Here is a 25,875-nt window from a genome sequence, read left to right as displayed (position 1 = left end):
AGAGCGAAGCAGACCACACGATGCGCACGGGACTCGCAGGACTCACCAGTCGGGGCAGGGCGTTCCTGGCCGCGGGCACGACAGCCGTGGTCTGCGCGATACTGCTCGGACAGGGGGCCCTGACCAGGGTCGGCGTGCTCCTGGTGGCCCTGCCGCTGATCGCGGCCTTCCTGATCGGCCGCAGTCGCTACCAGCTGTCGCTGGTGCGCACGGTCGGTCCCCAACTGGTCGCCGCCGGACAGCCGGCACAGGTCAGCCTCGAGCTCAACAACCAGGGCCGCACGCGGACCGGCCTGCTGCTCCTCGAGGACCAGGTGCCGTTCGTGCTCGGCACCCGGCCACGGTTCGTGGTCGACGGGATCCGCCACGACGTGCACCGTCGGGTGACCTACCAGGTGCGCTCCGACGTGCGCGGCAGGTTCGAGATCGGCCCGATGACGGTCCGCGTCAGTGACCCCTTCGGCCTGGTCGAGCTGGGCCGGGCCTTCCAGTCCACGGTGCCGGTGACCGTCACCCCGCGCACCGTCGCGCTGCCGACGATTCCACTGTCCGGGGCCTGGACCGGCTCCGGCGACAACCGGCCGCGCGCGTTCGCCACCGGCAGCGCCGAGGACGTCACCGTCCGCGAGTACCGCCGCGGCGACGACCTGCGCCGGGTCCACTGGCGCAGCAGTGCCCGGGTCGGCGAGCTGATGGTGCGTCGCGAGGAACAGCCCTGGCAGTCGCGGGCCACGGTCTTCATCGACAACCGGCTGACCGCCCATCGGGGGCAGGGGGTCGCCTCGTCACTCGAGGCTGCGGTCTCCGCGGCGGCATCGATCGCCGTGCACCTGACGCAGCGCGGGTTCACCGTCCGCCTGGTCACCGCCGAGGGCGAGGACCCGAACACGGCCTGGCACGACCGCGGCTCCGCGCAGAACACCGGTCCCCTCCTCGAGGCGCTGGCCGTGATCGCGCCGACCCAGCGTTCGCACCTCGCCACCGACTGGCTCGGCGACTCCACCCACTCCAGCCTGCTGGTCGGCGTGCTCGGTGGTCTCGACGACCACGACCAGGCCGTGCTGCGCCGCATGAGGCTGCACGGCTCCTCGCCGATGGCGATCGCCCTCGACGTCGACGCGTGGGGTCGGGCCCCGCGCTCCACCGTCGGCAAGAGCACCGCCGCCACCGCCGACTGGCTCAACGCGCTCGGCTGGCGCGCGGTCTCCTGCGGACCCACCGACCGACTGCCGACCCTCTGGCAGGAGCTCGGCCGCCGCGCCATCACCGGCGCCGACATCCCGCTGGAGAGCCACCCCTCCGCCCGTCCGCTGACCGGACTCACCGGCTTCACCCGCGGGGCCGAGTCATGACCGGGCGCGCGCACGCCGCTGTCTCACTGCCACTCGTGATGGCCACCGCCGTCACGTCGTGGTTCGCCCTGTGGTCCTGGGGCGGGTTCGTGCAGGCCTCCACGTCCTACCTGCCGGCGCTCTTCTTCGGCATCCCGTTCATCAGTGCGATCGGTGTGCTCACCCGGTGGGTGCGGTTCCCGATCATCGTCGTGGTGGCTGCCCAGCTGCTCGGCGTACTCCTCTTCGCGAATGCGGTCTACGGCACGTCGGTGATCCCCACCGGAGGATCCGTGACCGCCGCCGCGCAGGCCTTCGCCGACTCGTTGGAGGCGATGCGCCAGTACGCCGCCCCGGTGCCCACGCACGTGCGTGAGGTGGGGCCGGTCCTGGTCCTCGGCGGACTCGTCTGTCATGTCCTGGTCGACCTGTGCGCGGTGACCCTGGCCCGCGTTCCCGTCGCCGGACTGCCGCTGCTGATCATCTACACGTTGCCGGTCAGCATTCTCGACAAGTCGGTCAACTGGCTGGTCTTCGTGCTCACCGTCACCGGCTTCCTGATGATGCTCGCCCTCCAGGAGGGCGGCCGCATCTCGCGTTGGGGTCGACAGTTCGGTGCGCCGGTCGACGCCGAACGCATGTCGGTGTTCGGCGGACGCGATGCCCGCCGGCACCCCGTCGCACTGGGTGCGAGTGCCACCGCGCTGGCCCTGTTCGTGCCGTTGCTGATCCCGACGCTCGACCTGAACCTCATCGGTGGTGACGGTCCCGGCGGCGACGGCGACCGCGAGGTCCGCATCACCAACCCGATGACCGACCTGAAGCGCGACCTCGTGCAGGGCGCGGACGTACCCCTGGTCCGGGTCGACTCCCCCGGTCCGGCGCCGGAATACCTCCGCACGTCGGTGCTGACCACGTTCACCGGCCAGGCCTGGACGCCCGGCAACCGCGACCTCGAGGGCGACCAGGGTGCCACGGGCGAGATGCCGTACCCGATTGGGCTCAGCAACGTCTATCCGACGCGGACCCGCGACTGGAAGATCTCCATCTCCGACAACCTCAAGTCGTGGTGGCTGCCGACGCCGATGTACGTCGCCTCGATCGAGGCCGGCTCGGAATGGCGCTACGACGCGGAGATCCTCGACTTCTACACCGCCGACGAGGACCAGGACACCCGAGGCCTCAACTACTCCCTGACCGAGTTGATCCCCGACTTCAGCGGGCAGGAGCTCGCCGACGCGGGGGCTCCGCCGTCCAGCATCCAGACCCGTTTCACGGCCCTTCCCCAGATCCCGGACGAGGTCACGCAGCTGGCCCACGACCTCACCAAGGACTTCGACACAGACTTCGAGAAGGCGCAGGCGATCCAGCGCTACTTCCGCGGCGGGGACTTCCGCTACTCCACGACACCCGACCCGGGCAACGGGAACGACGCGTTGGTGGAGTTTCTCCAGGACAAGGTGGGCTACTGCGAGCAGTTCGCCTCCGCGATGGCGGTGATGGCGCGGTCCGTGGACATTCCGGCGAGGGTGGCCGTCGGGTTCTTCCAGGCCGACGAGTTGTCATCGGGCGAGTACGAATTCAGCTCCAAGGACCTGCACGCCTGGCCCGAGCTCTACTTCGAGGACGCAGGCTGGGTGAAGTTCGAGCCGACCCCGTCGTCCCACATCGGCTCCGTACCGTCGTACACCAACGACCGGATCGACCGCGAGAACCCCGACAACGACCCGAGCAACCAGACCAGCTCCTCCGCACCGACGCGCCGGCCCTCCGGGAACCAGCCGTCGACCGCCCCGCAGCAGGAGGACAAGAAGTCCGACGGCGACAAGGACACCGGCCTCTCCGTCGTCCCGTTCCTCTGGGGTGGGGGCGGGCTGCTGCTGTTGATCGGGCTCGCGCTGGCCCCGCGCATGCTGCGCCGGACCCGTGCCACCCGTCGCTGGCACGCGGGCGGCGACCCGGCCGAGGTGGCGTGGGTCGAGTTGCGTGACGTGGTCGTCGATGTCGGCCGTGCCTGGCCGTCGGGCCGCTCCCCACGGGCGACCGGGCGCGAGATCGCCGAGTTCTTCGGTGCCGAGGTCAGCTCTGCGAGCGAAGTGATTCCGCCGACCGGTCCGGAGACCAACCCGGCTGCGATGCGGTCGCTGACCGCTCTGGTGGCCGCCCTGGAGCAGTCCCGTTATGCGGCCACGCCGACGCTGATGGATGTCGACGAGGCCCGCTCGCACCTCGACCACTGCATCGGCGCCCTGCGTGGCGGGGTCACCCAGCGCGCTCGCTGGCGCGCGGACTGGCTGCCGGCGTCGCTGCTCTCCCCGGCCCCGTCGAGCGCCTCGGCTCGCGCCGCAGCCGGACGCCGGCACCGCACCGGTCCCATCGACCAGATGTCCTGACCCGTCGCCAGTTCATGGTGACCCGTCGCCAGTTCATCGCGACCCGTCGCCAGTTCGTGGCGACCCGTCGCCAGTTCATGGTGACCTGTCGCCAGTTCATGGTGACCCGTCGCCAGTTCTGACCCGAGGTGCACCCGCTGGCGTCCTCCAGCGAGTTCGCGACGGGTCGGCGCGAACCCACCCCTCGCGAGTTCTTCACACTGTCGCCCCCGCGGCGAACGGACCGTTCAACATGCAGTTCGGTCAGTCCGTCGTACGACGCACGCTCACGGACGCGCGCCCTGGCGCGAACTGCATGTTGAACGGTCCGCCGGGTTGCCGCGCTCAGGGCAGGTCGCCGGTGAAGAACCGCTGGAGGTTCGGGGCGTACGTCGACACGTTCTCACGACGGGTCGATCGGAGTTGCGACGGGTCAGAGGCCGCCGTTGTCGCGGCGGTGACGCCACCGCTCCTCGAGACGCTCCATGAACGGAGCCGAGGAACGACCACGACGAGCCTTCGGCCGGTGCACCCTGCCGCCGTCGACGACACCGAACCCGTGGCGGGTCTCCTTCACGTCGCCCTCACCGGAGGCGGGGGCGGCACGACCGCGCAGGGTGGTCAGGCCGTAGGTGGCCGAGACCAGCATGATCACGAAGCCGAGCACGCCGACCGGGATCATCTGGAAGATCGCACCGGACATCAGCACGGCGATTCCGACCGCGAAGACGACACCCGCGAGGATCGCGCGGCGTCGCGCCGCACGCCTGAACGAGGTGCCGCGCAGCGTCGAGGCGAACTTGGGGTCCTCCTCGACAAGGGCGCGCTCCATCTGCTCGAGCAGACGAAGTTCCTCTTCCGAGAGCGGCACGTTTCCTCCCTTGATCGCAACGGACCTGTGGTCTTTGCACCAAGTCTAGGCAGCGCAGCGCAAAGGTGGTACCCGGAGGGCAAAATTGTTCATTCTTCATGCGCCTCCGATCAGGCTGGCGGGGCGCACCACGGCAGATCCGAAGCGCAACGCGGCCCGGTCCACGGCCCGGTCGGCCTCGGCCCAGCCGTGCTCCCGCTCCCCCAGCACCAGCTGTCGGTGGACGCTCTGCCGCGGCACCAACCCCTCGACGCGTACGCCGACCAACCGCACCCGGGCACGTTGCAGGCCGAGGGCGTCGTACAACCGTGTCGCGGTGCGGTGGATCTCCTGGGTGACGTCGGTCGCCTCGGGCAGCGTCTTCGACCGGGTGATCGTGGTGAAGTCGGCGAAGCGCACCCGCAGGGTGATGGTGCGACCGGCCACCCTGGCGGTGCGCATGCGGCCGGCGACCTTGGCCGAGAGCCGCAGCACCTCGCGCAGGATCAGCTCGCGGTCGTCGGTGTCGCGACCGAACGTCTCGTCGGCTCCCATGCTCTTGTCGGGATCGTCGGTGTGCCGGCGCGGGGTGATCGCCCGCCGATCGCTCCCCCAGGCCAGGTCGTGCAGCTGGCTGCCCAGGCCGGTGCCGACCGCGCGCTGCAGGGTGCGCAACGGAGTGTGGGCCAGGTCGCCAACGGTGTTCAGGCCGAGCCGATGGAGCATCTCGGAGGTCTTCTCCCCCACGCCCCACAGCTCTCCGACGTCGAGCGGGTGCAGGAAGGTGGTGACCTGGTCGTCGGGCACCACCACCACGCCGTCGGGCTTGGCGCGCCGGCTGGCCAGCTTGGCCACCGACACCGAGCCGGCGATGCCGACCGAGCACGTGATGCGTTGTTCGTCGTACACCCGGGCTCGGAGCATCTCCGCGATCCGCAGTGGTGAGCCCAGTCGCCGGGTGGCGCCACTGACGTCGAGGAAGGCCTCGTCCAGCGACATCGCCTCGACCAGCGGGGTGATCCGGCGGAACGTCTCCATCACCGAGGACGACACCGTGCTGAACGCGTCGTAGTCGGGGCTGATCACCACCGCCTGCGGGCAGGCGCGCCGGGCCCTGGTCATCGGCATCGCCGAGCGGACCCCGTGCACCCGGGCCGGGTAGTTGGCCGAGAGCACGACGCCGCGGTGGCCGCCGCCGACGATGACGGGTACGTCGGTCAGGTCGGGGCGGTCGCGGATCATCACGGAGGCGTAGAACGCGTCCATGTCGACGTGCAGCAGGTGGCAGCCGGCGGAGAGATCGGTGCGGTCGCTCATCGCGACCACGCTCCCTGGGTCGAGTGCTCAGATGGTCGCTCTGGTGACCACCTGAGCACTCGACTCGAGTCAGTGCGTGGCGAGCACGTGCACCTGGGTGGCCAGCGGGAGGTACTCGGGGCGGGTGGCGACATCCTGCTCGAGCTCGAGCAGCGCCTGGGTGGCACCGGGTTCGAGGTCGAGCAGCGACCCCGGGACCAGGTCGGCGAAGACCCGGATGCCGTGGATCGAGCGGGTCGCGAAGCCGGCACCGTCGAGCAGCGCGGTGAGCTCGTCACTGGTGAACCGGTGCCCGGCCTTGCCGGTGGAGTCGCCGGCCAGCACGGCGCGGGCCTGGGCGAAGTGGCCGGCCATCGCCCGGGCCACCACGGCCGCATGGCGCTGGGCGACCAGGAGGCTGAGGGTGCCACCGGGGCGGAGCACCCGGGCCAGTGTGGCGAGTGCGGCGGCCGGGTCGTCGACGATCTCGAGGACGCCGTGGCACAGCACCACGTCGGCACTGGCCTCGCCGACCACGTCGAGCAGCCCGGAGAGCTCGCCCTGCTGGCCGGTGACCCGGTCGGCGACGCCGAACTCCTGGGCCCGCCTGCTGAGCGCGGCGAGGGCGTCGGGGCTGGGGTCGACCACGGAGACGCGGTGGCCGAGCTCGGCGACGCGCACCGCGAAGCCGCCGGTGCCGCCCCCGATGTCGAGCACGTCGCCAGGGGTGGCGAGTACGTCGCGCAGGGACTCCCAGACGACAGCTGTGCGGGTGGCGCCTCGGCGTTCACTGGCAGACATGGCTCCCAGACTAGTGGTCGGGGTCCTGGTGGTCGGGGCCGGAAGCCCTGCACTGGTTGGCGTGTCTTGGCGACGGAGGTTCTCATCCGGCACTCCCGGGGCTGCGGTGCCACAGCTTGCGGGCCACGTCGCGGGTCTGCTCGCCGGCCGGCTTGATGTCGGAGTACGGCGACATCCGGAACCCGCTGGTGTGCACGAGGACCCGCTTGGGGCCGGTGCTCTCGAACCCGCCGGGCACCTGCGCCATCGTCTCGCGCACTGCCTCGACGCCTCCGGCCCGCCACTCGGCGTACAGCTCGGGGAGCTCCCAGCAACCGGTGGCGCGGACCGAGACCCCGCGCCGGCCGGTACGTCGCAGCTCGCCGCGCACGACCAGCAGCCAGGAGTGGAAGACCGTGGCCGCGTAGGGGCCCTGGGCGTCCTCGAAGAAGGTGGCGTCGACCGGGCCGGTGGAGTCGTCGAGGGTCAGGAAGATGACCCGGCGGCCGGAGCGGATCGGCGGCGTCTGGGTGGCCACCTTGACCCCTGCGACCAGCAGCTCGGACCGGCTGCGCTGGGACAGCAGGTCCTTGCTGCGGACCACACCGAGCTCGTCGAGGAAGGCGGCGTAGTCGTCGACGACGTGGGCGCTGACGTCGAGGCCGAGGATCTCGAGCTCGGCCTTCATGCGCTCCTCGACGTTCATCTCCGGCAAGCCGCTGGCCTCTTCTCCCGGCTCGTCGCCCAGCTCGAGGGTGAGCTGGACGCTGGTGACCGGCCGCGGGCTCTTCGTCGCCCTCGACTGGGCGGCCGCCTTGGCCCACACCCCGGCCGAGGCCAGCGCGTGGCGCTCGACGGCCGGAGCCTCCTCCCTGACCAGCGGGTCGCTGCTGCTGCGTTCGGCGGCCTGGTCGGCCCGCTCCTGCGCGGGTGTGCGCGCCGCGGGCCTCAGCCCCTTCGAGGACAGGCCCCGGCCGCGGGTCGACGAACGGGCCACCGACCGGGCGATCCGGTCGAGCTCGGCGACCTGGAGCAACAGGTCACGACGGGTCACCGTGCCGCGGCGGCGTACGACGAGGGGTGACCCGATGCCGTAGAGGTCGTCGAAGCCGCCGGCCAGCACCAGCCGCTCACAGACCGGCCGGGAGACGTGGGCGCGGTGCCAGAAGTCGGTCAGCGACTGGTAGGGCACCGGCAGCTCACCACCCTGGCCGCCCCGGGCGGCGATGATGCGCTCGACCTCGCCCTCGTTGATGCCCTTCACCTCCGCGAGTGCGAGCCGGATGCCGTAGCCGTCGTCGAGCTTCTCGACGACGTACGCCTTCTCACTGCGGTTGACGTCGAGGCCGAGCACGGTGATGCCGAACTGGCGGGCGTCATCGAGGATCAGCCGCTTGGGATACATGCCGGGGTCGTGGGTGAGCACGCCGGAGAGGAAGTGCGCCGGCCAGTGCGCCTTGAGCCAGGCCGACTGGTAGGTCGGCAGCGCGAACGCCGCCGCGTGGGCCTTGCAGAAGCCGAACGACGCGAAGGCCTCGAGGATCTTCCAGATCTGCTCGGCGACCCGGGTGGTGTAGCCCAGCCCCAGGCACCGCGGGAAGAACCAGAGCCTCGTCTCGGCCATGCCCTCGGTGTCGCCGAGCGCCCGCCGCTTCTCATCGGCCTCGGCCCGGGTCACCCCGGCGAACTGCGCGATGATCTCGATGACCTGCTCGTGGAAGACCACCACCCCATGAGTCTGGGACAGGATCGGCTTGAGGTCGTCGTGGAGGTACGACGGCATCTTCCAGCCCTGCTTGGCATTGAGGTAGGGCGTGATCATGTCGCTCTTGACCGGCCCGGGGCGGAACAGCGAGATGTCGGTGATGATGTCGGAGAAGGACTCGATGCCGGACTTGCCGACCAGCTCGCGTTGCCCGGGCGACTCGATCTGGAAGACCCCCAGCGTCTTGGACTCGCTGATCATCTCGAAGGTCTGGTCGTCGTCGAAGGGCACCTCCGCCTCGTTGTCGAGGTCGATCTCGACGTCGTCGACCCGCTTGATCTCGGTGAGGGCGTGCGCCATCGCCGACTGCATGCGGATGCCGAGCACGTCGAGCTTGAGCAGGCCGAGGTCTTCGACGTCGTCCTTGTCGAACTGGCTCATCGGGTAGCCCGACCAGCTGGCCTCCACCGGCGTGCGGTCGAGCAGGGTCGCGTCGGAGAGGAGTACGCCGCACGGGTGCATCGCGATGTGGCGGGGCAGGCCGTCGAGTCGTTCGACCAGTCGGAACATCAGGTCGAGGCGCTCCTCCCCCAACCCGCTGGCCCGCAGCTCGGGCAGGTCCTTCAGCGCCATGCGGGCGTCCCTGGCCCGGATGTGCGGGAAGGCCTTGGCGATCGCGTCGGTCTCGCCGGGCGGCATGCCGAGCGCCGCCCCGACATCGCGCACCGCATGGCGCACCCGGTAGGTGTCCATCATCGAGACCGCCACACACCGCTCGCCGCCGTACTTGTCGAGGATCGCGTCGTAGACCTCGAGCCGTCGCGCCGACTCCACGTCGACGTCGATGTCGGGAAGGTCCTGGCGCAGCGGCGAGAGGAACCGCTCCATCAGCAGGCCGTGGCGGATCGGGTCGACACCGGAGACGCCGAGCAGGTAGTTGACCAAGCTGCCGGCGCCCGAGCCGCGCGCCGCCACCCGCACCTCCATCTCGCGGATCAGGTCGACCACGTCGCCGACGGTGAGGAAGTACGACGCGTAGCCGAGCTCGCGGATCATCTCGAGCTCGTCGTCGAGCCGCTTCCAGATGCGCTGCCGTGGTGCGTTCCCATATCGCCGTCCGATCGCGGACTCGCACCGCGCCCGCAGCTCCGCGTCGGCGATCTCGGCAGTCGAGGACCGCTGCCTTTCGCCAGCCGAGGAGCGCTGCCTTTCGGCGGTCGAGGAGCGCTCCCTCTCGTTGGTCGAGTAGGTCGCTCTGCGACCGTATCGAGACCCCGACCCGACGACCTCGAACTCCGGGAAGTGCACCTCACCCAGACCGAGATCCCGCTTCGGGTCGAGCACGCACCGGTCCGCCGTCTGCCGGGTGCGGGCCAGCAGGTCGCGAGCCTCCCGATCACCCAGTCCGGCATGCCGGCAGATCTCGTCGGCCACGTCGTGCATCTGCTTGCCGGACTTGAGGAAGCCCTCGGCGTTGCCGCGGAACCCGCCCGGTCCGATGCGGGACAGCCCGGCCGAGCCCAGGGGCACCAGGGTGCGGGCGGCATCGAGCACGTCGACGGTCGGCGCGTCGAGCCGGTCGGCGTACCGGACCGCGTTGGTCAGCAGCACCGGCAGCCCGGCAGCCCGCGCCACCCCGGCCATGCGGGCAGCGTGGGCCGAGGAGCCCGGACCGTGGCTGGGCAGCCGGTGGGAGGTGACCTCGACGAGGAGGTTGCCGGCCGGGACGATCTCGCGCCAGCGGTTGAGTACGTCGCGGGCGTGGTCGTCACGACGCAGGGTGGCCGCATCGCCGAGGGTCGAGGACGGTCCGAGCAGCACCAGTACGTCGTCGCCGAGGTGCTCGGCGATCAGCTCGGGCGTGGTCACCGGTCGGCCGCGTTCGCCGGCCAGATGGGTGGCCGAGATGAGCCGGCAGATCGCCCCCCACCCAGCCTTGCCCGAGGCCAGGAACACCGCCCGGGGCAGCCCCTGCTCGCGGAACGCCCCGCCCCGCACCGGCGTCCGTGACGAACCCGCTGGTCGAGAAGGGTGCTGCGCGACCCCCTCAGGAACCATCTCGAAACCAGGCGACCATGAAGCCGCATACGCCAGGTCCACTCCCAGCACCGGACGGACGCCCGCCCGCTGGCAGGCCTTCACGAACCGGACGGCGCCGTAGGTGCCGTCGCGATCGGTCAACGCGAGCGTGTCCATCTCCTGTTCGACGGCGCGCTCGACCAGCACGTGGGGATGGCTTGCGCCGTACTGGAGCGAGTAGCCGGAGGCCACGTGGAGATGGACGAACGGGTCAGGCACTTCTCCCAGCTCGCTCGTCCAGGGTGCCGGCACGCTCCATCGAATGCGCGTTTCCGGCACGCCAGGGCAGCTGGCGCTCGACCGGGACGTGCGGGGAGAGGCCCAGCGACTGCTCGATGACGGCCAGGAACCGGTCGGACTCGCGGACCAGGTCGTCGGCCTCGCGCTCAGTGACGGCCCGGGTCGAACCGGCTTCGGCAGCGGCCCGCTTGGAGGCACCGGCGGCGAAGAACGCCGCCCATTCGCCGAGCTCGGGGGCCACCTCGGTGAGCAGCACCCAGGCGTTCTTCTGGGCACGGCGGCGGCTGGTCGTCGGTGTCGGCACAGCCTTGGCCGCGATCAGCGCGGCGGCCGCCCGCAACGCCGCGACGTGCGCACAGGCATAGCGGGTGGGCACCTCGGTCGCGGTGATCGCTTCACGCAGGGACTCGGCGGCCCGCTCGAGGTAGGAGTGGGTGGTGGCGGGGAGGCAGTAGGGATTCATGTCGTCGCTCCTTCAGTCCGCGCAGCCGAGAAGCTGCCAGTTGCCGTCGGCCCATGAGAAGGCGAGGTCGAAGACTCCCCCGCCGGTCATGCCGTTGCCGGCCTCGACCCGCCACATCTCACGCTCGGCGAGCAGGTCGGCCCCGAGAGTGGCCAGGTCTCCCTCGGCACCGTCGTCGTCGCTGCCGATGACGGCGCGGACGCCGGCCGACTGCCACCACGGCCCGGTCTCCACCCAGTGCGCGACGACGTCGCGCACCTTCCACAACTTGCCTCGCCAGAGGAACTGCTCGGGAGCCTCCACCTGGCGGCCGGCCTGTCCCACCATTCCCCTACGGACTTCCACGGGGTCGTCGTACCGACGCATGTCCTGCTCCTTCCCCAGAGCTTTCGTGACGGTTTCGACCCCTGCTGATGTGTGCTTCTCGACCCCTCGTTCTCGACCCCTGGTGCCGCTGTGTGATCCCGGCGAAGGCGGGGGTCGAGGTCGCCTCCGCCGGGCTTGATCGAACATTTGTTCGAACAAGTCAAAGGTACACCCGGCCCCCGACAACGCGTCAACCTCTGTCCGAAACCGTGTGGAACTGGTTTCCGGAGACCCGCGTCGAGCGGCCTGGATCGAACCTACGACTGACCACCGACAGTCGGCTCAGACCGACCTGAACTCACGAGATTTCGCCGTCGGAAGGCCCGCGTCCGCCCGCTCCCCGGCCGGCGGCTTCACGACGCCGATGCGTCGAGCCACGCCCAGAGCCATGCCATTGCCGCCACGAGAAAGTGAACTGCTGCAAGGCTCACGTGGGACCGGCAACATTTGGGTGCATGCTTGCGACGTATCCACTGGCTTCGGGCACCTACTCAGACCACGTTCGCGCTCACGTCAGCGGGTGTGCTGATGGCCCGGGGAACCGACGGCGACCTGGCCACGTCTCATCCCCAGCTCCACCCCCGGCCTCAACCCCATATCCAAGGGGACACCATGCGCAGGAAAGCACTCGTCGCCACCACGCTGGCGGGCTGTGCTCTCACCTGGACCGCCGGCTGTGCCAGCGACTCCAAGCCTGAACTGACAGACGAAGACGCGACCACCGCCCTCTTAGATTCGATGGCCGGCGCCAGCGAGGGCACTGAGTCCCTCATCTACGCCGAGGACCTCACCGACTACCTGCCCGGCCAGGAGATCGTCATTGACGGGGCGGATCCCGTACCTGTGGCCGACGGGATCGTTCGGGGCTCCGTCGTTGACGTCCAGGTCACTGCAGCAGGCCGTCACGCCATGAACGGCGACGAGGAAGCTCCGGCCGATGAGCGAGTCGACGTCGACGCGGAGGATGCGGACTGGCGTGAACTCACGGCAACCGTGGCCGAGGCCGAGGCATGGGGGTCAGCAGTGCGCGACCGGGACGAGGTTCGGTTCATCATCACGATCTCACCAGACGCCGACCCGGCTGACTACATCCAGGGCCTCAAGGCAATGGACGATGCTCTCGTCATTCTCGATAGCCAGGGAAGCGTGGCATCCAACCCCGAGTCGTTCCGGCTGGCCGCCAACGAAACTGCGCTCGGCGAGGTGCATCCTGACGAAACGATCGCATTTCCGGCCACTGACCAAGGGTACGAAGAGTTCTTGGGCGGCATCCGAACCCTCGATGACCTCAGACGTGAGGCCTACGTGAAGCAACGCACCATCGTGGTCGAGCACTTCGTTGTGAAGAGCCGCTAGCAGCGCAACTTGCTGCTACTCACGAGGCGACATGTGGAAGCGCGACGAGTCGGACCCTGCGGGTGGGTCGGCATGCTGCCCGCCGCCGCGCGCGGATCACGGCATGATGTGCGCAGTTTGTGGTGACGCTCTTCCTGCATTCGAAGGTCAATGCCCTCGACCTCGGTCTACGCTCCGGTGATGCATGTCTCCGTGATGTCCGACGTCGCGCCAGGTGGTGACGGTCAAGGACCTCAGTTCTCCGACGTCGCTCGCGTTGGGCGTTACTTCGTACGCCGCTTCGTGGCACAGGCCCGCGCTTTCGACCAGCCCACCTTCCGGTCTGTGATCGCTGACCATCTCGAGGTCCCCACCGAGAACCTGCCCATCACCCGCGAGAGATGGCCTGCGTATGAGCATGTCAATGTGCAGGGCGCCCTGGACGTAGTCCTGGAAGAGCACGGAGACGCCGCCACCGTCGTCGGAGTCGCCGATCATCGGCACCGCGGACCGTTTGGCCTCGCGGATCTGCTGAGTGACAGCGACGGCTTCGGACGACACGGTCCACGCCCGGGAAACGTCACACGCATGAGCCTCCCCAGTGGACCCGCCGGGCAGACACGCGAGTGCCTGAGCATCGCTGTGGTGCTGTTCGAGGACGGCGGGGAACGGACCGCACTGCTTCTCCGGGGCCCGGACCCTGAGGACGGTTCGATGGAGGTGACCGTCGAGATCATCTCGACTGCCCCAACCCTCGGTGAGCAGCTAGGACACCGCTTGCGTGACCTGGCACTGAAGCACAACGTGTACCGCGGCCACGTGGTCTCCTTCGGTCACAGCATGTTCGGGGAGCGCGACTCACTCTTGCGGTTCCAGGAACGACCCACGATGTCGTCCGACGAACTCATCCTGCCTGCGGAGACCTTCGAGGACTTGCGACGTCAAGTCGTAGGAGTCGCACGCAACAGCGCACGGTTACGCGCGGCCGGGCAACACCTCAAGCGCGGATTGCTGCTCTATGGACCTCCGGGGGTCGGCAAGACACACTCGGTCCGCTACCTGGTCAGCGAACTGGTCGACACCACCGTGGTTGAGCTCACCGGCGAGTCCCTCCACGGAATCCGCGAGGCATGCTCGGTGGCGCGAGCCTTGCAACCGTCGATGATCGTGATCGAGGACGTCGACCTCATCGCTGAAGAGCGCAGCCGCTACGGCGGGGAGACCCCGCTGCTCTTCACCTTGCTCAACGAGATGGACGGCCTCGACGAAGACGCCGACGTCGTCTTCCTGCTCACCACCAATCGCGCCGACCTCCTTGAGCCCGCTCTGGCATCCCGGCCCGGTCGTGTCGATCAGGCGGTTCACATCGAGGTGCCCGACCGCGAGTCGCGTCGCCGACTCGTTGAGTTGTACCGCAGCACCCTTGACGTGGATCTGAGTCGCGTCGACGCCGTCCTTGATCGGACCGATGGCGTGACCGCATCCTTCCTGAAGGAACTCCTCCGACGCTCGGCGGTCGTGGCGGCCGACCGTGACGAGTCGATCGAGAATGCTCTCAAGGTGACCGCCGACGACCTCGATACTGCGCTGGACGAACTCCTGGACACCCGTAACCAGATGACACGCGCTGTGCTGGGGTACCGGAACGAGGAGACGTAACAGTGCGTTGTCACCGATCCTGCCCTCAAGAATGATGAGCACCGTTGGGCGCGACACGGGACCTTGGCCTCCACCGGATGACAATTTGCCGTTCGCCAGACAACCGCTCGATCGAAGCCTCACACTCGGGATACTCATCTGAAGGATCCGGGGACATGTCTTGGCTTCACGTCGCCTACTAAGTGCACTGTGAAGAGAGCCGCAGGCTTCGCTGCCAATGGGCTGGCGTTTGGCATCTGCCTGATTGCTACTGCCCTCCCTTGGCGAACTCCTTTTTTTGGTGTCGCCGGACCCGGCGGTCTCACATTGCTGGAACTCGGTATCGCGCTGGCAATGGCATTCCTAGGTTGGAGAACCCATCAACACAACAGCCTCCTGGGTTCGAGTTTGATCGCGGGAGCCTTCGGAGTAGCGACCACAACTGTCGTCTTCTACTCGCTATGGGTCTCTGTCCCTATTGGAGGCAACTGACCTGCGGTAAACACGAGCAGCGGTTGCAGTTCCTACACGACGTTGTGGAATCCACCCAGTGCTTCGGCGCCGAGGTGCCGGAGAAGCTGATTGCCTTCGGCAGCCGCAGGGGTGAGCAGGCGACCGCACATCGACAGGGTGCGCCCTGTCCGCGGCAGACTCGGGCGCATCTGGCAGAACGCAAGACCTCGCCTTGGTGATCGCGGCATGCTGATGTCCCAGAGATCAACGGAGGTGAAACCCGTGTTCGCACGAATCGCAGTCTGGGAGCCCATGCCAGACGATGATCGCCAGTGGGTGATCGACGCGGCCAAGACCGTCCCAGGAGTACTGAACGCCTACCACTTGGTCGACGAGGCGACTGGAAACGGCCTGTCGATCGCGTTCTTCCAGGACGACGTGGACGTTGCCGAGGTCAAGGCTGCAATTGCCATGAAGGCGCTTGAAATTCGGTGGAACGACGTTCCTCGCCCTGGCCCGTCATCCGAGTCGATCTACCAGGTTCTGCGCAGCGGCTAAGCCGCCCGCTGATCGGAAGGCCCGTGCACCATCAGCGGCATGTGCGGTCGCTTCTTTTGGAGGAGCTAGCCGGCCCGCGCTCCTAGGCGTCGTTACCGGGGGTTGACGTGTTGAGACGCGACGGCACGTGCTGCCGCAGGAACGCGATCTGGTCTGCAATGACGCGGTCAAAGTCGTCGCCGATGTAGATGTCGAAGTGTCCGGCGTCGTAGCGGCGGACCTCTCCCCTGGGTGCGTTGGCGGCGTGCCGCAGTGTGGCCGGTGCCGGGGCGACGGTGTCGCCGTCGCAGACGCAGAAGAGTGCTGGCTTGGTGAGGTCCTTGGCTCGCCGTCCGGGTCTGTCGAGTGGCACGGCGAGCCCGATGCGGGCCGGGACCTGGGACCTGTACTCGGCTTCGGTGAGGCCGGAGGCTTCGAGCAGTTCCAACACTCCTTCGGAGACGTCGTTTGCGCTCATCAGGCCGACTTCGCCGGCGCGGGCGGCGACCGGCACCCGCACGGGTTCGCGTCCGATCGCCGTTGCGAACAGGTCGCGGACCGCTGCGCCGGTCAGACGAGCAGCCACTTTCGGCGGGATCTTCATCAATGCCGCGAACCCGTCGGTGAAGGGGCATTGGGAGATCGACGCCGCGATGGAGGGGTCGGCGGCGGCGGTGACGATGGCGTGTCCGCCACCGAACGAGGTTCCCCAGGCCACCACGGAGTCGGGGTCGACCTCGGGCAGGGTGCGCGCGAACGCCACCGCAGACCGCCAGTCCTCCCGCTGCCGGGGGATGCTCAGCAGTTCCCGTGGTTCGCCACCGCTCTGCCCGAAGTGGCGGTAGTCGAACACCAGGCACGCGTACCCCTCGGCCTGGAAGCGCTCGGCGAACGCGGCCAGGCGCATCTCCTTGATGGCTCCCAGACCGTGTCCCATCACCAGGACGGGTGCTGGGGTCGCCTCAGTCGCACCCTCGGGTACGTACAGCCATGCGTGGCACCGATCTTCGCCGGACGGGAAGAACAGCTCTCGACGGTCACTCATGACAGCCTCCTCTTGATTGGCATACAAGAGATATTGCCGGCGCTCTTGAATGGCTGTCAAGATGAGGTGTGCCACGTATCCGCCACGACCAGACCAAAGAAGCCAAGCGCGACGAGATCGTCGCCGCGGCGAGTTCGTTGTTCGTCTCCGAGGGCTATGACGGCGCGTCGATGGGCAAGATCGCCGCCGCGGCCGGACTCACGCCGAACACCCTCTATTGGTACTTCGGCGAGAAGGATGAGCTGTTCGTTGCTGTCGCCGACCTGTACCTGGACCTGCTCCTCGAGCAGCACACAACCGTGGCCGAGCAACCCCTGGCGGAACAGTTCGCGTGGCTCGTCGACAACCTGCGGCCAGTGCGTCACCTGGTTGCCACCGTGCACGCCCGCGTGGCACGGTCGCCGCGGATCGCGGAGTGGCACTCCAGGTTCCATAGGAAGATGGAAGCCCTCTTCGAGGACCAGCTGACCATCGAGCTCTCGGAAACTCGACGCCTTGCCGAGGTAGCGGTCGTCACCTTCGCCATCGAAGGAGCCGTCACCCACGACCTCGACGCCAGCGCGACCGCGGACCTGTGCCACTCCCTCACCCAGCGACTCGCGGCGCTTTAGCTGGCCTCTAGTCCGCCGCTCGCTCATCGGCAAGACAGCGCGAAATGCGGCAGTTGCGGACGTTCGCGAGGCTACGCGTACGCCCGATTCCGGCCGGTAGCATCGACTCCGCACAGAGACCGGTGAGACTGTCGAGGTGATGCCCGCATGACCAACTACTTCATGGTGGGGACGATTCACGGTGGTTGGCACGGCGACGGAGCACGGGAGATGCTCGCCGACTGGATCGAAGCGGGCGAGTGGGTCTTGGGCTGGCACAACATGGAGTCGGACCCGAGCTACCAGAAGCAGGCCCCGAACCTCGACCTCATGGAGCACGGCGACGTGCTCGTCGCGAAGCAGATGAACAACGACTTCCGCACCATGCTCGTCAAAGCCATCGGTGTCGTGACCGAGCCTTCAACTGACGGCCACCGGGTCGGTGTGGATTGGGTGCGTGACCTTCGATCAGCGCCCGTCACGCTTCCGTCGTCGTACCGCCAGACCTTGACCAGGGTGTCCGACACACCTGCGTCGAGGACGCTCATCAGGGACCACATTCTCCCGCTGATTAGTTGAGGGCTAGCTTCCACCAGCCACCTCGCCGGCGTCGCGGTGTGCCTCTGACCGCCAGCGATGACTCAATGGCGGCGATCGAGTGCTCCCGGGAGCTGAGTCACGGCTCCGCGGCGGCGGCTCGGTGACCCTCTGCGGTAAGACGCTGGCGCTCTCTCATCGGCATGAGCGGACGCCTGCGAGCGGAGATCCTTGGTCGTCTGCTGCCCTGAACAATCTCGATCTGATGCTCTCGACTCTTGGCAGTGTCCTTGGCCTCGTCCACAGAGCCGTCGTTTCACTTCTGTCGAGGCACTTGCCCACGGATCGCGGCTGTAGCCGTGTACTACGCGTGGCGATGCCGGTGCTCCCAGAGCAACCGCCGAGCCTCCTTGGTATCCAACTTCTCCAGGCCCTTCTCGCTCCAGTACCGGATGGACTCGTCTGGGCTGGTCAGCGCGCCCGCGAACACGGAGAGCGCCTCGGGTGAGCGGGCGTCACCGAGCAACTCCAGGAGCCAGCAGCGCAAGCCGTGGTCGCTCTCGGCGGCGTAGGCGCCGCTGAGTTCCGCCACGTGATCGGCGGCGACGCGCCTGACCAACCCGAATCCGTCCTCCCGCACTTGTGCGGGACGCTTGCGCATCATCGCCAAGCCACGTGTGAAGTCGTTGACCACGAAGCGGAGTCTAAGTGCGATGCCGACGGCTGACACCGACAGTCGCGCAACAGGTGAGTACGTCGACTCATGCGCCCGACCCTCGGGACTACCTAGGCTCTTCGACCATGACCCTGTCCCGCCTCGGGCTGCTCGCCTCGGCCCTGTTGGTTCCCGTCCTCGTCGCCTGTGGCACCGCGACCGATGCCGATGACCCGGCGACCGGTGGCCCTACGGGGATGACCGACCGACCCTCCGGTCCGGTGACCTACGCAGCCGACATCACAGCCCTCACGCAGAGCGGGCCCGGAAGGGTCACGGTCACCCTCGACCTGCCTGCCGGGGCACCGGGATGTGCCCGGCACCCGAAGGCGACCGTCGAGGCCGAGAAGCACGCGGTCTTCCTGACCGCGACGTTCCAGTCGCTCGCCGCGACACTCGACTACGACGCCCATGCCTGCCCGAAGATGCAGCCCCATGAGCTGTCGGTCGACATCCCGGAGCTGGACGGCCGCACGCTGGTCACCGACAACTCCGTCGAATGGAAACCGGGCAACGGGCCGTCGTACGTGCGTTGCGACGACCAGGTCGGCTGCTACCCACCGAACGACCGTTGCGACCCCGCGTGGACAGGCACCCTGCTGCAGGGAGTCGAGATCCCGCCCGAACAGCAGGTCGACGTACTCGCGTGCGAGGGCAGCTGGATGGTGGCCGAGGTCGACGCCGTCATGACGGGATGCCAGTCCGTCGACGGCTCCACTCCTCCCGCGGGCTGCGTCGGGAAGGGCACGCACACCCGGTTCTTCGCCCACTTCACCGGGGAACGCTGGAACGCCGTCGCGACGGGCACCGCAGCTGGCTGCGCCGACGTCGCCTCCGTGCCGTCGTTCCCCCGGACACTGTGCCGGGCGCTGCCCGCCCGCTGAGTAGGGTCTCCGACATGGCAGAACACCCCTCCATCGAGAAGTTCCGCGCGGTCCTGGCCGAGAAGGGCGGCACCGGCGAGATCGTCGTACTCCCCGACTCGGTGCACACCGCGGCTCTGGCCGCCGAGGCGCTCGGCTGCGAGGTCGGCGCGATCGCGAACAGCCTGCTGTTCAACTCCGAGGGCAGCCCGGTGCTGATCCTGACCAGCGGCGCCCACCGGGTCGACACGACCAAGGTCGAGGCGACCACCGGTCCACTCAAGCGCGCCAAGCCCGACTTCGTCAGGCACCACACGGGGCAGGTGATCGGCGGGGTCTCCCCCATCGCCCACCCCGCGCCGGTGCCGACGTACATCGACCCCTGGCTTCGCAAGTACGACGTGGTGTGGGCCGCCGCGGGCCACCCGGCGGCGGTGTTCAGCACGACGTACGACGAGCTGGTCACGATGACCGGCGCAACCGAGATCGAGGTGGAGTGACAGTGGAGATCTGGATCAACCCGGCCTGCTCGAAGTGCCGTACGGCGGTGGGCGCGCTCGACGAGGCCGGCAGTGAATACACCCAGCGTCGCTACCTCGACGACCCGCCGACCGTCGCCGAGATCGAGGACGTGCTGACCAAGCTGGGCCTCGAGCCGTGGCACATCGCCCGCATGAACGAGCCGATCGCCAAGGAGCTCGAGCTCAAGAACGTGCCGAAGGACGACGCACACCGCGGCGACTGGGTGGCCGCGCTGGCCGCGCACCCCAAGCTGATCCAGCGCCCGATCATCACGCTGGACGACGGCACCGCCGTGGTCGCGCGCGACGACGAGACGCTTGCCCGGGTGCTGAAGAACTAGAGAAGGGGTGTGGGTCCGGCCTGCAGGCCGAACCCACACCCGTCACCGGACGACGGGGGTCAGGCGTCCGGTGAGACCAGGGTGGGCAGGAAGCGGTCGAACTGCTTGGCCAGCTTCGCCGAAGGCGTGATGCGGATCGGGTTGGTCAGGGCCTGCACCTTCTCGTAGCCCCACTTCGCCGCACGCATGCGCTGGTTCGGCGTCCCGTGGTGACCGTCGGAGTCGAAGCTGCAGTCGCCCACTTCGTACGACGCGCGCTGCGCCTCCAGGTACTTCTTGTGGCTGAACGCGAGGCCGCGCTCGTGCGAGGTCGAGAAGCTGCCGAACGAGTCGGCCATCAGCTCGGTACGCCGGGTGGCCTCCGGGCCGGTGAGGTCGGACTCGAAGAGGCCCTTCTCGTACTGCACATGGTGGCCGAACTCGTGCGACAGCACCGAGCGGCCACTGACCTGCGACATCCCGATCTCGTGCAGCGCGGTGAGCACGCCGTCGCCCATCACGATCTTGTCGGGCACGCCGTCGACCACCGGGTCGGGGTCGCCCTCGGCGGTGAAGGCGAACGCGTTGAGGGTGAAGATCGGGTGCTCGCCGCTGTCGAGGACGGGATTGGCACTGAGGATCTCCATGACCAGGTCGGCGAACTCCAGGGCCTCGTCGCCCTCTACGCCGAGCAGCAGGGTGGCCGCGCGGGCCACGCGGGCACGGTCCTTCAACATCTCGCCGTGCATCGCCAGCAGCTGGATGTCGAACGACTTGATGTCCCAGAAGTCCTGCAGCGTGCCGAAGTCGCGCGGCAGCACCTTGTTGTACTCACCGTGGGTGCCGAAGTACTGCTTGGTCGCGTCGGTCTCGTAGATCAGCGCGTCGTACGTCGGGAAGTCGAGCACGCCGAACAGGCTGAGCACCATCAGGTCGCCCTGGCCGATCTTCCCGACCTCGGCCGACACCCACTGGTTGAACGGGCTCTCGGTGCACTCGTAGTCGTCGGGGTTGATCACCCCGGAGATCGCGTCGGTCCACTGCGTGGCGTCGAGGCCCAGGTGGCGCAGGGCGCTGCTGCGGTGCTTCTGCCAGTCGGCCGGCAGCGTGGCGATCAGCTTCTCGAGCCGCGCCTCCCTCACCGCGTCACCCTTGACGGCGGCCCTGGCCTCGCCGAGGGTGACGCCTTCTGCGATCGAGTCCGGCGCGGAGACCAACGTGGACTGCGGAATCTCGTCCTTGTCGTCGGCGACGGCCTGCGGGCTGGCCGTCAGGACCAGGCAGAGCGACGCCGCCAACGAGGCGGTGACCGCAAGGCGCTTCTTCATGCTTCTCCCCATGTGTGTCGAGACGGCCGCATGCCCGGGAGTCGGAGGTGATCCGGATCGAACCGTCGTACTGCCGAGGAGTTTGGGTGCCAGCGCACCCGCTCCGGAAGGAGTTCCCGCTGGCGTGGTTCGGCACTGGCAGGTGTCGGCCACCGTCTCGAACCAGGCCCTTGCCTGCCGGCCGCGGCAGGGACAGGCTCCACTAGCCTCAGGGTCGTCCCCGACCCAGGAGGCTCCCCTCATGAGCACGTCACCCGCTGCACCCGCCCAGGAAAAGGGCCTGGCCCGGTTCGCCCAGAGAAGCGCCGCGTGGACGGAGAAGTGGTTCCCCGACGCCTACGTCTTCGCCCTCGCCGGGGTCGTGATCATCTGCGCCGCTGCGATGATCAACGGTGCCAGCCCCGCAAACGTGGCCCGCACGTTCGGTGACGGATTCTGGGACCTGACCGCGTTCACACTCCAGATGGCGATGGTCGTGCTCACCGGCTACATCGTGGCGTCCTCGCCGCCCGTCGCCCGGCTGATCGAACGAATCGCCACCGTGCCCAGGACGGCACGCGGGGCGGTCGCCTTCGTGGCGCTGCTCGCCTGCCTGGTCTCGATGCTGAACTGGGGACTGAGCATGGTCTTCGGCGGACTGCTCGCCCGCGCCATCGCACGGCGTACCGACCTGCGCGTCGACTACCGCGCACTCGGCGCCGCCGCGTACATGGGACTGGGCGCGGTCTGGGCCCTGGGCCTCTCGTCCTCGGCGGCGCAGCTGCAGGCAACGCCCGAGTCCCTGCCGCCCGAGCTGCTGGAGATCACCGGCGTGCTCGACTTCGGCGCGACCATCCTCACCTGGCAGTCGCTCACCCTGGCCGCCGTCCTCATCGCACTCACGGTCGCCGTCTCGTGGTTCTCCGCGCCCCAGGGCCAGGCCATCAGGACCGCCGAGGAGATGGGCGTCGACCTCGACGACACGGTGGCCGAGACCGAGGCCCGCACCCGCCCCGGCGAGTGGCTCGAGCACTCCCGCATCCTGCCGATCCTGATCGGCCTGCTGACGCTGGGCTGGCTGGTGCTCCAGTTCGTCGACCTGCCCGTGCTCACGGTGGTCAGCAGCCTCAACCGCTACCTCATGGTCTTCCTGGTGCTCGGCCTCGTCCTCCAGGGCACGCCACGCAAGTTCCTCGACGCGACCATGAAGGCCGTCCCCTCCACGGCCGGCGTGCTCGTGCAGTTCCCGTTGTACGCCGCGATGGCTGCCGTGCTCACCCGTGCCGAGGGGTTCGGCGGCGTCTCGGTCTCGGGCCACCTCGCCGAGCTCTTCACCGACATCGGCGGTGGCGGGGCGTTCGCCGTGGTGATCGCGCTCTACACCGCGCTGCTAGGACTCCTGGTCCCGTCGGGCGGCGGCAAGTGGCTCGTGGAGGCGCCGTACGTCATGCAGTCGGCGACCGACGTGCACATGAACCTCGGCTGGACGGTGCAGATCTACAACGCCGCCGAGGCACTCCCCAACCTGGTCAACCCGTTCTTCATGCTCCCACTGCTCGCGGTGCTCGGCCTGCGTGCTCGGGACCTGGTGGGGTTCACGTTCCTCCAGTTCCTCTTCCACCTGCCCGTGGTGCTGTTGCTGCTCTGGCTCCTCGGCATGACGTTCGAGTTCGTGCCACCGGTGGCCCCCTAGGAATATTCTCGGCCCCTCATGCGAACCTCGTCGGCCGCTCGTGACGTAGTCAGGGTGTCAACCTCTCCACACCGGAAGGCACCCCATGCGTCGTGACCGCCGGGAACGCGAGTTCACCGACTACTTCATCGCGCGCGGTCCCGCGTTGCGTCGTACGGCGTACCTCGTCGTGCGCGACTGGCACACCGCCGAGGACGTCACCCAGCTCGCGCTGGTCAACGTGTACGCCGCATGGTCGCGGATCCGCCCCGAGACCCGCGACGCCTATGCCCGCAAGGCTGTCGTCAACGAGTGCCTGTCGCACCTGCGGCGGCGCAAGCCCGAGTCGGTCGTCGACCAGTTGCCCGAGAAGGCTTCGGACGACCACTCGACGCCGCTCGACGTGGGCCACGCGCTCGGGCTGCTGCCCGACCGCCAGCGGGCGATCATCGCGCTGCGCTTCCTCGACGACCTGTCGGTCGCCGATGTGGCGCAGGCCCTCGGCGTTGCCGAGGGAACCGTGAAGTCACAGACCTCCCGGGCACTGGAGACGTTGCGCGCCCACCTTCCCGAACTCGCCCTGACCGAGGAGCTCCGATGACCGAGCACGACCTCCACACCCTCGTCCGCGACCATGTCAACAGCGACGAGCCGCCGTTCCAGCTCACTCCCGACGACACGATCACCCGCGGTCGCCGTACTCTCCGTCGCCGCCGGGCGATCACCGGCGGCGTCTGTGCCGCTGCCCTGGCCACGATCGGCGCGGTGACCGTGCCGCAGCTGATCGACTCGGGCAACGGGTCCTCCGGCAACAAGGTGGTCGCCGGCAGCCCGGACTACGACGCGAGCCAGATGCCGCGCATCATCGACGAGCACGCCCGGGTCGTGTTCGCGAAGACGACGCCCGGCCTGCCGGACGGCGTGCGCAGCGTCACCGACAGCCAGGGCACCGCGCTGCCGGAGAAGTTCTGGGACAAGGCCTCCCAGATGACCGTCGACTACACCATGGCCGGCCGCGAGTTCCGGATCAGCCTGCTGCACGCGCGCAGTGAGGCCGAGGGCGACCGCGACACCTACTGCCAGGCCGAGCTCGCCAGTGACTACTCCGTCGCCTGCGAGACGTTCGACGTCGACGGGCGCACGGTGATCAGCCAGACGATGGCCCTGCGACGGATCGGCGACGGGTGGGCGGTCGTGCCGAACAAGAAGCTCGCGACCTTCGACCCCGACAAGCTGTGGTTCTCGCACATGGTCGAGGACGTCCGCTCCGAGACGCTGGTGGTGACGGCCACCGAGGTCGTCAAGGCATCCTCCGTCGAGGCGGCCGACTGGAACGCGCCGATCGACGACCTCACCTCGCTGGTCACTGACCCGGAGCTCGACATCCCCGCGCCGCCCACCGACAAGGACGGCTGCGTGTGGTCCCTCCCGATCACCGGCACGTCGAACGGCGTGGACCAGGCCGGGTGCATGGCGCAGGCCGACGCAGTCGAGGGGCCGTAGTTCCCGACTCGACGCCCGTACGTCCGAGTGGCCGCGCGTGCCACCCCGGAGTACGGGCGCGAATACCCGGCGTCAGGCTCCGGGGCCACTAGAGTCCGTCTCGTGGAATCACTCGCGCTGGTGTTCTCGAATGGCTGGGCCAGTGGCATCAACAGCTACCTGGTGGTGCTGGTGCTCGGCATCTCGGAGCGACTCGGGGCCGACGGGATCCCCCATGTGCTGGGTCGCTGGGAAGTGCTCGGCATCGCCGGATTCATGTATGCGATGGAGTTCGTGGCCGACAAGATCCCGCTCATCGACTCCACCTGGGACACCATCTCGACCGGCATCCGGCCGACCGTCGGCGCCGTGCTCGGCGTCCTGGTCGCCGGCGAGGCCGACTCCCTCAACGGTGCGGTCGCGGCCGTCGTCGGTGGCGGCAGCGCCCTGGCCTCGCACCTGGTGAAGATGGGCGGCCGGATGGCGATCAACTCCTCCCCCGAGCCGGTCACCAACATCGCCGCCAGCGTCGGAGAGGACTTCGCGGTGCTGGGCGTGGTGTGGTTCGCGATCGAGAACCCCGAAGCCGCCGCGATCATCGCCGCAGTGTTCCTCGTGCTGGGACTGGTGATGCTCTACTTCGTGGCCAGGCTGATCCGGAAGTTCTGGCGACGCTGGAAGGGTCGGGAGCCCCGGCCGCCGGCGTACGCCTGACCGGTTCTGCTCGACATCCTCATTGCGCGCCAGCACGACCGCACTCCGCCGCGAAACCGATCGGCCACGCCCTTGGCGCACGGTTGTAATCTTGATTACATGATTACAGACGAGAACAGGGAGCGGGTCCGCGGCTGGTTCGCCGGCCGCCTCCCCGACGAGTGGCAGGCCGAGCCTGCCCGCACCACGATCGACCGCGAGGAGATCACGGTCGTTCTCACGATCCCCGACATCGAGACCACGTCCGGCGACGACGCACCTTCGGAGGCCGAGGCCGCCGAGGCGCGCGCCGGCCGAGCCGCCGGGTTCCGCGAGGACACCCGCAAGGCACGGATGAAGATTGCCCGCGAGGCCGAGCACCGCTTCGAGCGCAAGGTCGCGTGGGGCGTCCGCGTCGGCGAGCACGAGGAGCTGTGGACCCACGTCGCGGTCCCGGTGATGACCCGGTTGCGGCAGCCCCAGCGCCTGGTCCTCGACACCCTCGTCGACTCCGGCGTGGCCCGCTCACGCGCCGACGCCCTGGCCTGGTGCGTCCGCCTGGTCGGGCAGCACGAGCAGGACTGGCTCGAGGAGCTGCGCGGCGCCATGGCGAAGGTCGCCGACGTGCGCACCCAGGGACCGACTGCCTGAGGGTCGCGACGCCTCCACCACTGGACGAGATGTT

General features: G+C 68.6%; 24 protein-coding genes. 15 read left to right on the top strand and 9 right to left on the bottom strand.

The features are described 5' to 3' along the window. The first annotated feature begins 20 nt into the window (after positions 1–20). Positions 21–1,352 carry a DUF58 domain-containing protein gene (locus ASD30_RS03110; protein WP_082563519.1) on the top strand — a complete coding sequence of 444 codons (1,332 nt, stop codon included), beginning with the start codon at positions 21–23 and terminating at the stop codon, positions 1,350–1,352. Then, positions 1,349–3,724, top strand: a complete 2,376-nt coding sequence (locus ASD30_RS03105) for a transglutaminase family protein (protein ID WP_056676777.1) — start codon at positions 1,349–1,351, stop codon at positions 3,722–3,724. The genes ASD30_RS03110 and ASD30_RS03105 overlap by 4 nt, the downstream gene beginning before the upstream one ends. 412 nt (positions 3,725–4,136) lie before the next feature. On the opposite strand, the gene ASD30_RS03100 is transcribed toward ASD30_RS03105, so the two are convergent. The 6 genes from ASD30_RS03100 to ASD30_RS03075 all read right to left on the bottom strand — a co-directional run bounded on the left by ASD30_RS03100 (position 4,137) and on the right by ASD30_RS03075 (position 11,482). Continuing rightward, the gene (locus ASD30_RS03100) at positions 4,137–4,574 is read right to left on the bottom strand and encodes a DUF3040 domain-containing protein (protein ID WP_056676773.1); all 438 of its coding nucleotides are present in this window, start codon (positions 4,572–4,574) and stop codon (positions 4,137–4,139) included. A gap of 96 nt (positions 4,575–4,670) precedes the next feature. After that, positions 4,671–5,870: a DNA polymerase IV gene (dinB, locus tag ASD30_RS03095; protein WP_056679189.1), complete on the bottom strand. Its 1,200-nt coding sequence runs from the start codon at positions 5,868–5,870 to the stop codon at positions 4,671–4,673. Between the two features lie 69 nt (positions 5,871–5,939). Continuing rightward, positions 5,940–6,650, bottom strand: a complete 711-nt coding sequence (locus ASD30_RS03090) for a methyltransferase domain-containing protein (protein ID WP_056676770.1) — start codon at positions 6,648–6,650, stop codon at positions 5,940–5,942. An 82-nt stretch (positions 6,651–6,732) separates the two neighbouring features. After that, a complete protein-coding gene (locus ASD30_RS03085) occupies positions 6,733–10,632 on the bottom strand; it encodes a DNA polymerase III subunit alpha (protein ID WP_056676766.1) in 3,900 nt (1,299 codons plus the stop codon). Then, positions 10,625–11,116: an SAV_6107 family HEPN domain-containing protein gene (locus ASD30_RS03080; protein WP_056676763.1), complete on the bottom strand. Its 492-nt coding sequence runs from the start codon at positions 11,114–11,116 to the stop codon at positions 10,625–10,627. The genes ASD30_RS03085 and ASD30_RS03080 overlap by 8 nt, the downstream gene beginning before the upstream one ends. A 12-nt stretch (positions 11,117–11,128) precedes the next feature. Continuing rightward, positions 11,129–11,482: a DUF6504 family protein gene (locus ASD30_RS03075; protein WP_082563518.1), complete on the bottom strand. Its 354-nt coding sequence runs from the start codon at positions 11,480–11,482 to the stop codon at positions 11,129–11,131. 612 nt (positions 11,483–12,094) lie between these two features. Here ASD30_RS03075 and ASD30_RS03070 point away from each other — a divergent pair. The 3 genes from ASD30_RS03070 (at position 12,095) to ASD30_RS03055 (ending at position 15,466) form a co-directional block, all read left to right on the top strand. Continuing rightward, the gene (locus tag ASD30_RS03070) at positions 12,095–12,838 is read left to right on the top strand and encodes a hypothetical protein (protein WP_156393496.1); all 744 of its coding nucleotides are present in this window, start codon (positions 12,095–12,097) and stop codon (positions 12,836–12,838) included. Positions 12,839–13,033: 195 nt separating this feature from the next. After that, positions 13,034–14,476 (top strand): AAA family ATPase, encoded by a 1,443-nt coding sequence (locus ASD30_RS03060; protein WP_162250909.1) that lies wholly within the window; start codon positions 13,034–13,036, stop codon positions 14,474–14,476. A gap of 714 nt (positions 14,477–15,190) precedes the next feature. Beyond that, positions 15,191–15,466 (top strand): hypothetical protein, encoded by a 276-nt coding sequence (locus ASD30_RS03055; protein ID WP_200951065.1) that lies wholly within the window; start codon positions 15,191–15,193, stop codon positions 15,464–15,466. An 82-nt stretch (positions 15,467–15,548) separates the two neighbouring features. Here the strand turns inward: ASD30_RS03055 and ASD30_RS03050 are convergent, their stop codons facing one another. Continuing rightward, positions 15,549–16,490 (bottom strand): alpha/beta hydrolase, encoded by a 942-nt coding sequence (locus ASD30_RS03050; protein WP_056676751.1) that lies wholly within the window; start codon positions 16,488–16,490, stop codon positions 15,549–15,551. A gap of 68 nt (positions 16,491–16,558) precedes the next feature. On the opposite strand from ASD30_RS03050, the gene ASD30_RS03045 reads away from it, so the two are divergent. Beyond that, entirely contained in the window at positions 16,559–17,101 is a 543-nt protein-coding gene (locus ASD30_RS03045) for a TetR/AcrR family transcriptional regulator (protein WP_056676747.1), read from the top strand. 210 nt (positions 17,102–17,311) lie between these two features. Then, positions 17,312–17,659 (top strand): hypothetical protein, encoded by a 348-nt coding sequence (locus ASD30_RS03040; RefSeq protein WP_156393495.1) that lies wholly within the window; start codon positions 17,312–17,314, stop codon positions 17,657–17,659. 322 nt (positions 17,660–17,981) lie between these two features. Here ASD30_RS03040 and ASD30_RS03035 read toward each other — a convergent pair whose 3' ends face one another. Further along, positions 17,982–18,311, bottom strand: a complete 330-nt coding sequence (locus ASD30_RS03035; RefSeq protein ID WP_200951064.1) for a HEAT repeat domain-containing protein — start codon at positions 18,309–18,311, stop codon at positions 17,982–17,984. A 107-nt stretch (positions 18,312–18,418) separates the two neighbouring features. Between ASD30_RS03035 and ASD30_RS03030 the strand changes: the two genes are divergently transcribed. The 3 genes from ASD30_RS03030 to ASD30_RS03020 are packed head-to-tail and all read left to right on the top strand — an operon-like array spanning position 18,419 to position 20,057. Continuing rightward, positions 18,419–19,216, top strand: coding sequence for a hypothetical protein (locus ASD30_RS03030; RefSeq protein ID WP_056676739.1), 798 nt, complete (start codon positions 18,419–18,421; stop codon positions 19,214–19,216). Between the two features lie 14 nt (positions 19,217–19,230). Continuing rightward, positions 19,231–19,695, top strand: coding sequence for a YbaK/EbsC family protein (locus ASD30_RS03025; protein ID WP_056679180.1), 465 nt, complete (start codon positions 19,231–19,233; stop codon positions 19,693–19,695). Positions 19,696–19,697: 2 nt separating this feature from the next. Then, a complete protein-coding gene (locus ASD30_RS03020; protein WP_056676738.1) occupies positions 19,698–20,057 on the top strand; it encodes an ArsC/Spx/MgsR family protein in 360 nt (119 codons plus the stop codon). A 59-nt stretch (positions 20,058–20,116) separates the two neighbouring features. Here ASD30_RS03020 and ASD30_RS03015 read toward each other — a convergent pair whose 3' ends face one another. After that, positions 20,117–21,364 carry a hypothetical protein gene (locus ASD30_RS03015; RefSeq protein WP_056676735.1) on the bottom strand — a complete coding sequence of 416 codons (1,248 nt, stop codon included), beginning with the start codon at positions 21,362–21,364 and terminating at the stop codon, positions 20,117–20,119. Between the two features lie 241 nt (positions 21,365–21,605). Between ASD30_RS03015 and ASD30_RS03010 the strand changes: the two genes are divergently transcribed. From ASD30_RS03010 to ASD30_RS02990, 5 genes are all read left to right on the top strand, one after another. After that, positions 21,606–23,036, top strand: coding sequence for a short-chain fatty acid transporter (locus tag ASD30_RS03010; RefSeq protein WP_056676732.1), 1,431 nt, complete (start codon positions 21,606–21,608; stop codon positions 23,034–23,036). A gap of 85 nt (positions 23,037–23,121) precedes the next feature. Then, entirely contained in the window at positions 23,122–23,616 is a 495-nt protein-coding gene (locus tag ASD30_RS03005) for a SigE family RNA polymerase sigma factor (RefSeq protein ID WP_056676731.1), read from the top strand. Continuing rightward, the gene (locus ASD30_RS03000; RefSeq protein WP_056676727.1) at positions 23,613–24,518 is read left to right on the top strand and encodes a hypothetical protein; all 906 of its coding nucleotides are present in this window, start codon (positions 23,613–23,615) and stop codon (positions 24,516–24,518) included. The genes ASD30_RS03005 and ASD30_RS03000 overlap by 4 nt, the downstream gene beginning before the upstream one ends. 102 nt (positions 24,519–24,620) lie before the next feature. Then, positions 24,621–25,211: a DUF4126 domain-containing protein gene (locus tag ASD30_RS02995; protein WP_056676725.1), complete on the top strand. Its 591-nt coding sequence runs from the start codon at positions 24,621–24,623 to the stop codon at positions 25,209–25,211. Between the two features lie 99 nt (positions 25,212–25,310). Beyond that, the gene (locus tag ASD30_RS02990) at positions 25,311–25,841 is read left to right on the top strand and encodes a hypothetical protein (RefSeq protein ID WP_056676722.1); all 531 of its coding nucleotides are present in this window, start codon (positions 25,311–25,313) and stop codon (positions 25,839–25,841) included. Positions 25,842–25,875: the final 34 nt, after the last annotated feature.

The sequence above is a fragment of the Nocardioides sp. Root140 genome, assembly GCF_001426745.1.
GTDB lineage: Bacteria > Actinomycetota > Actinomycetes > Propionibacteriales > Nocardioidaceae > Nocardioides.
Note: the sequence above shows the minus strand (reverse complement) of the source record. Positions and strands in the feature narration are given on the sequence as shown.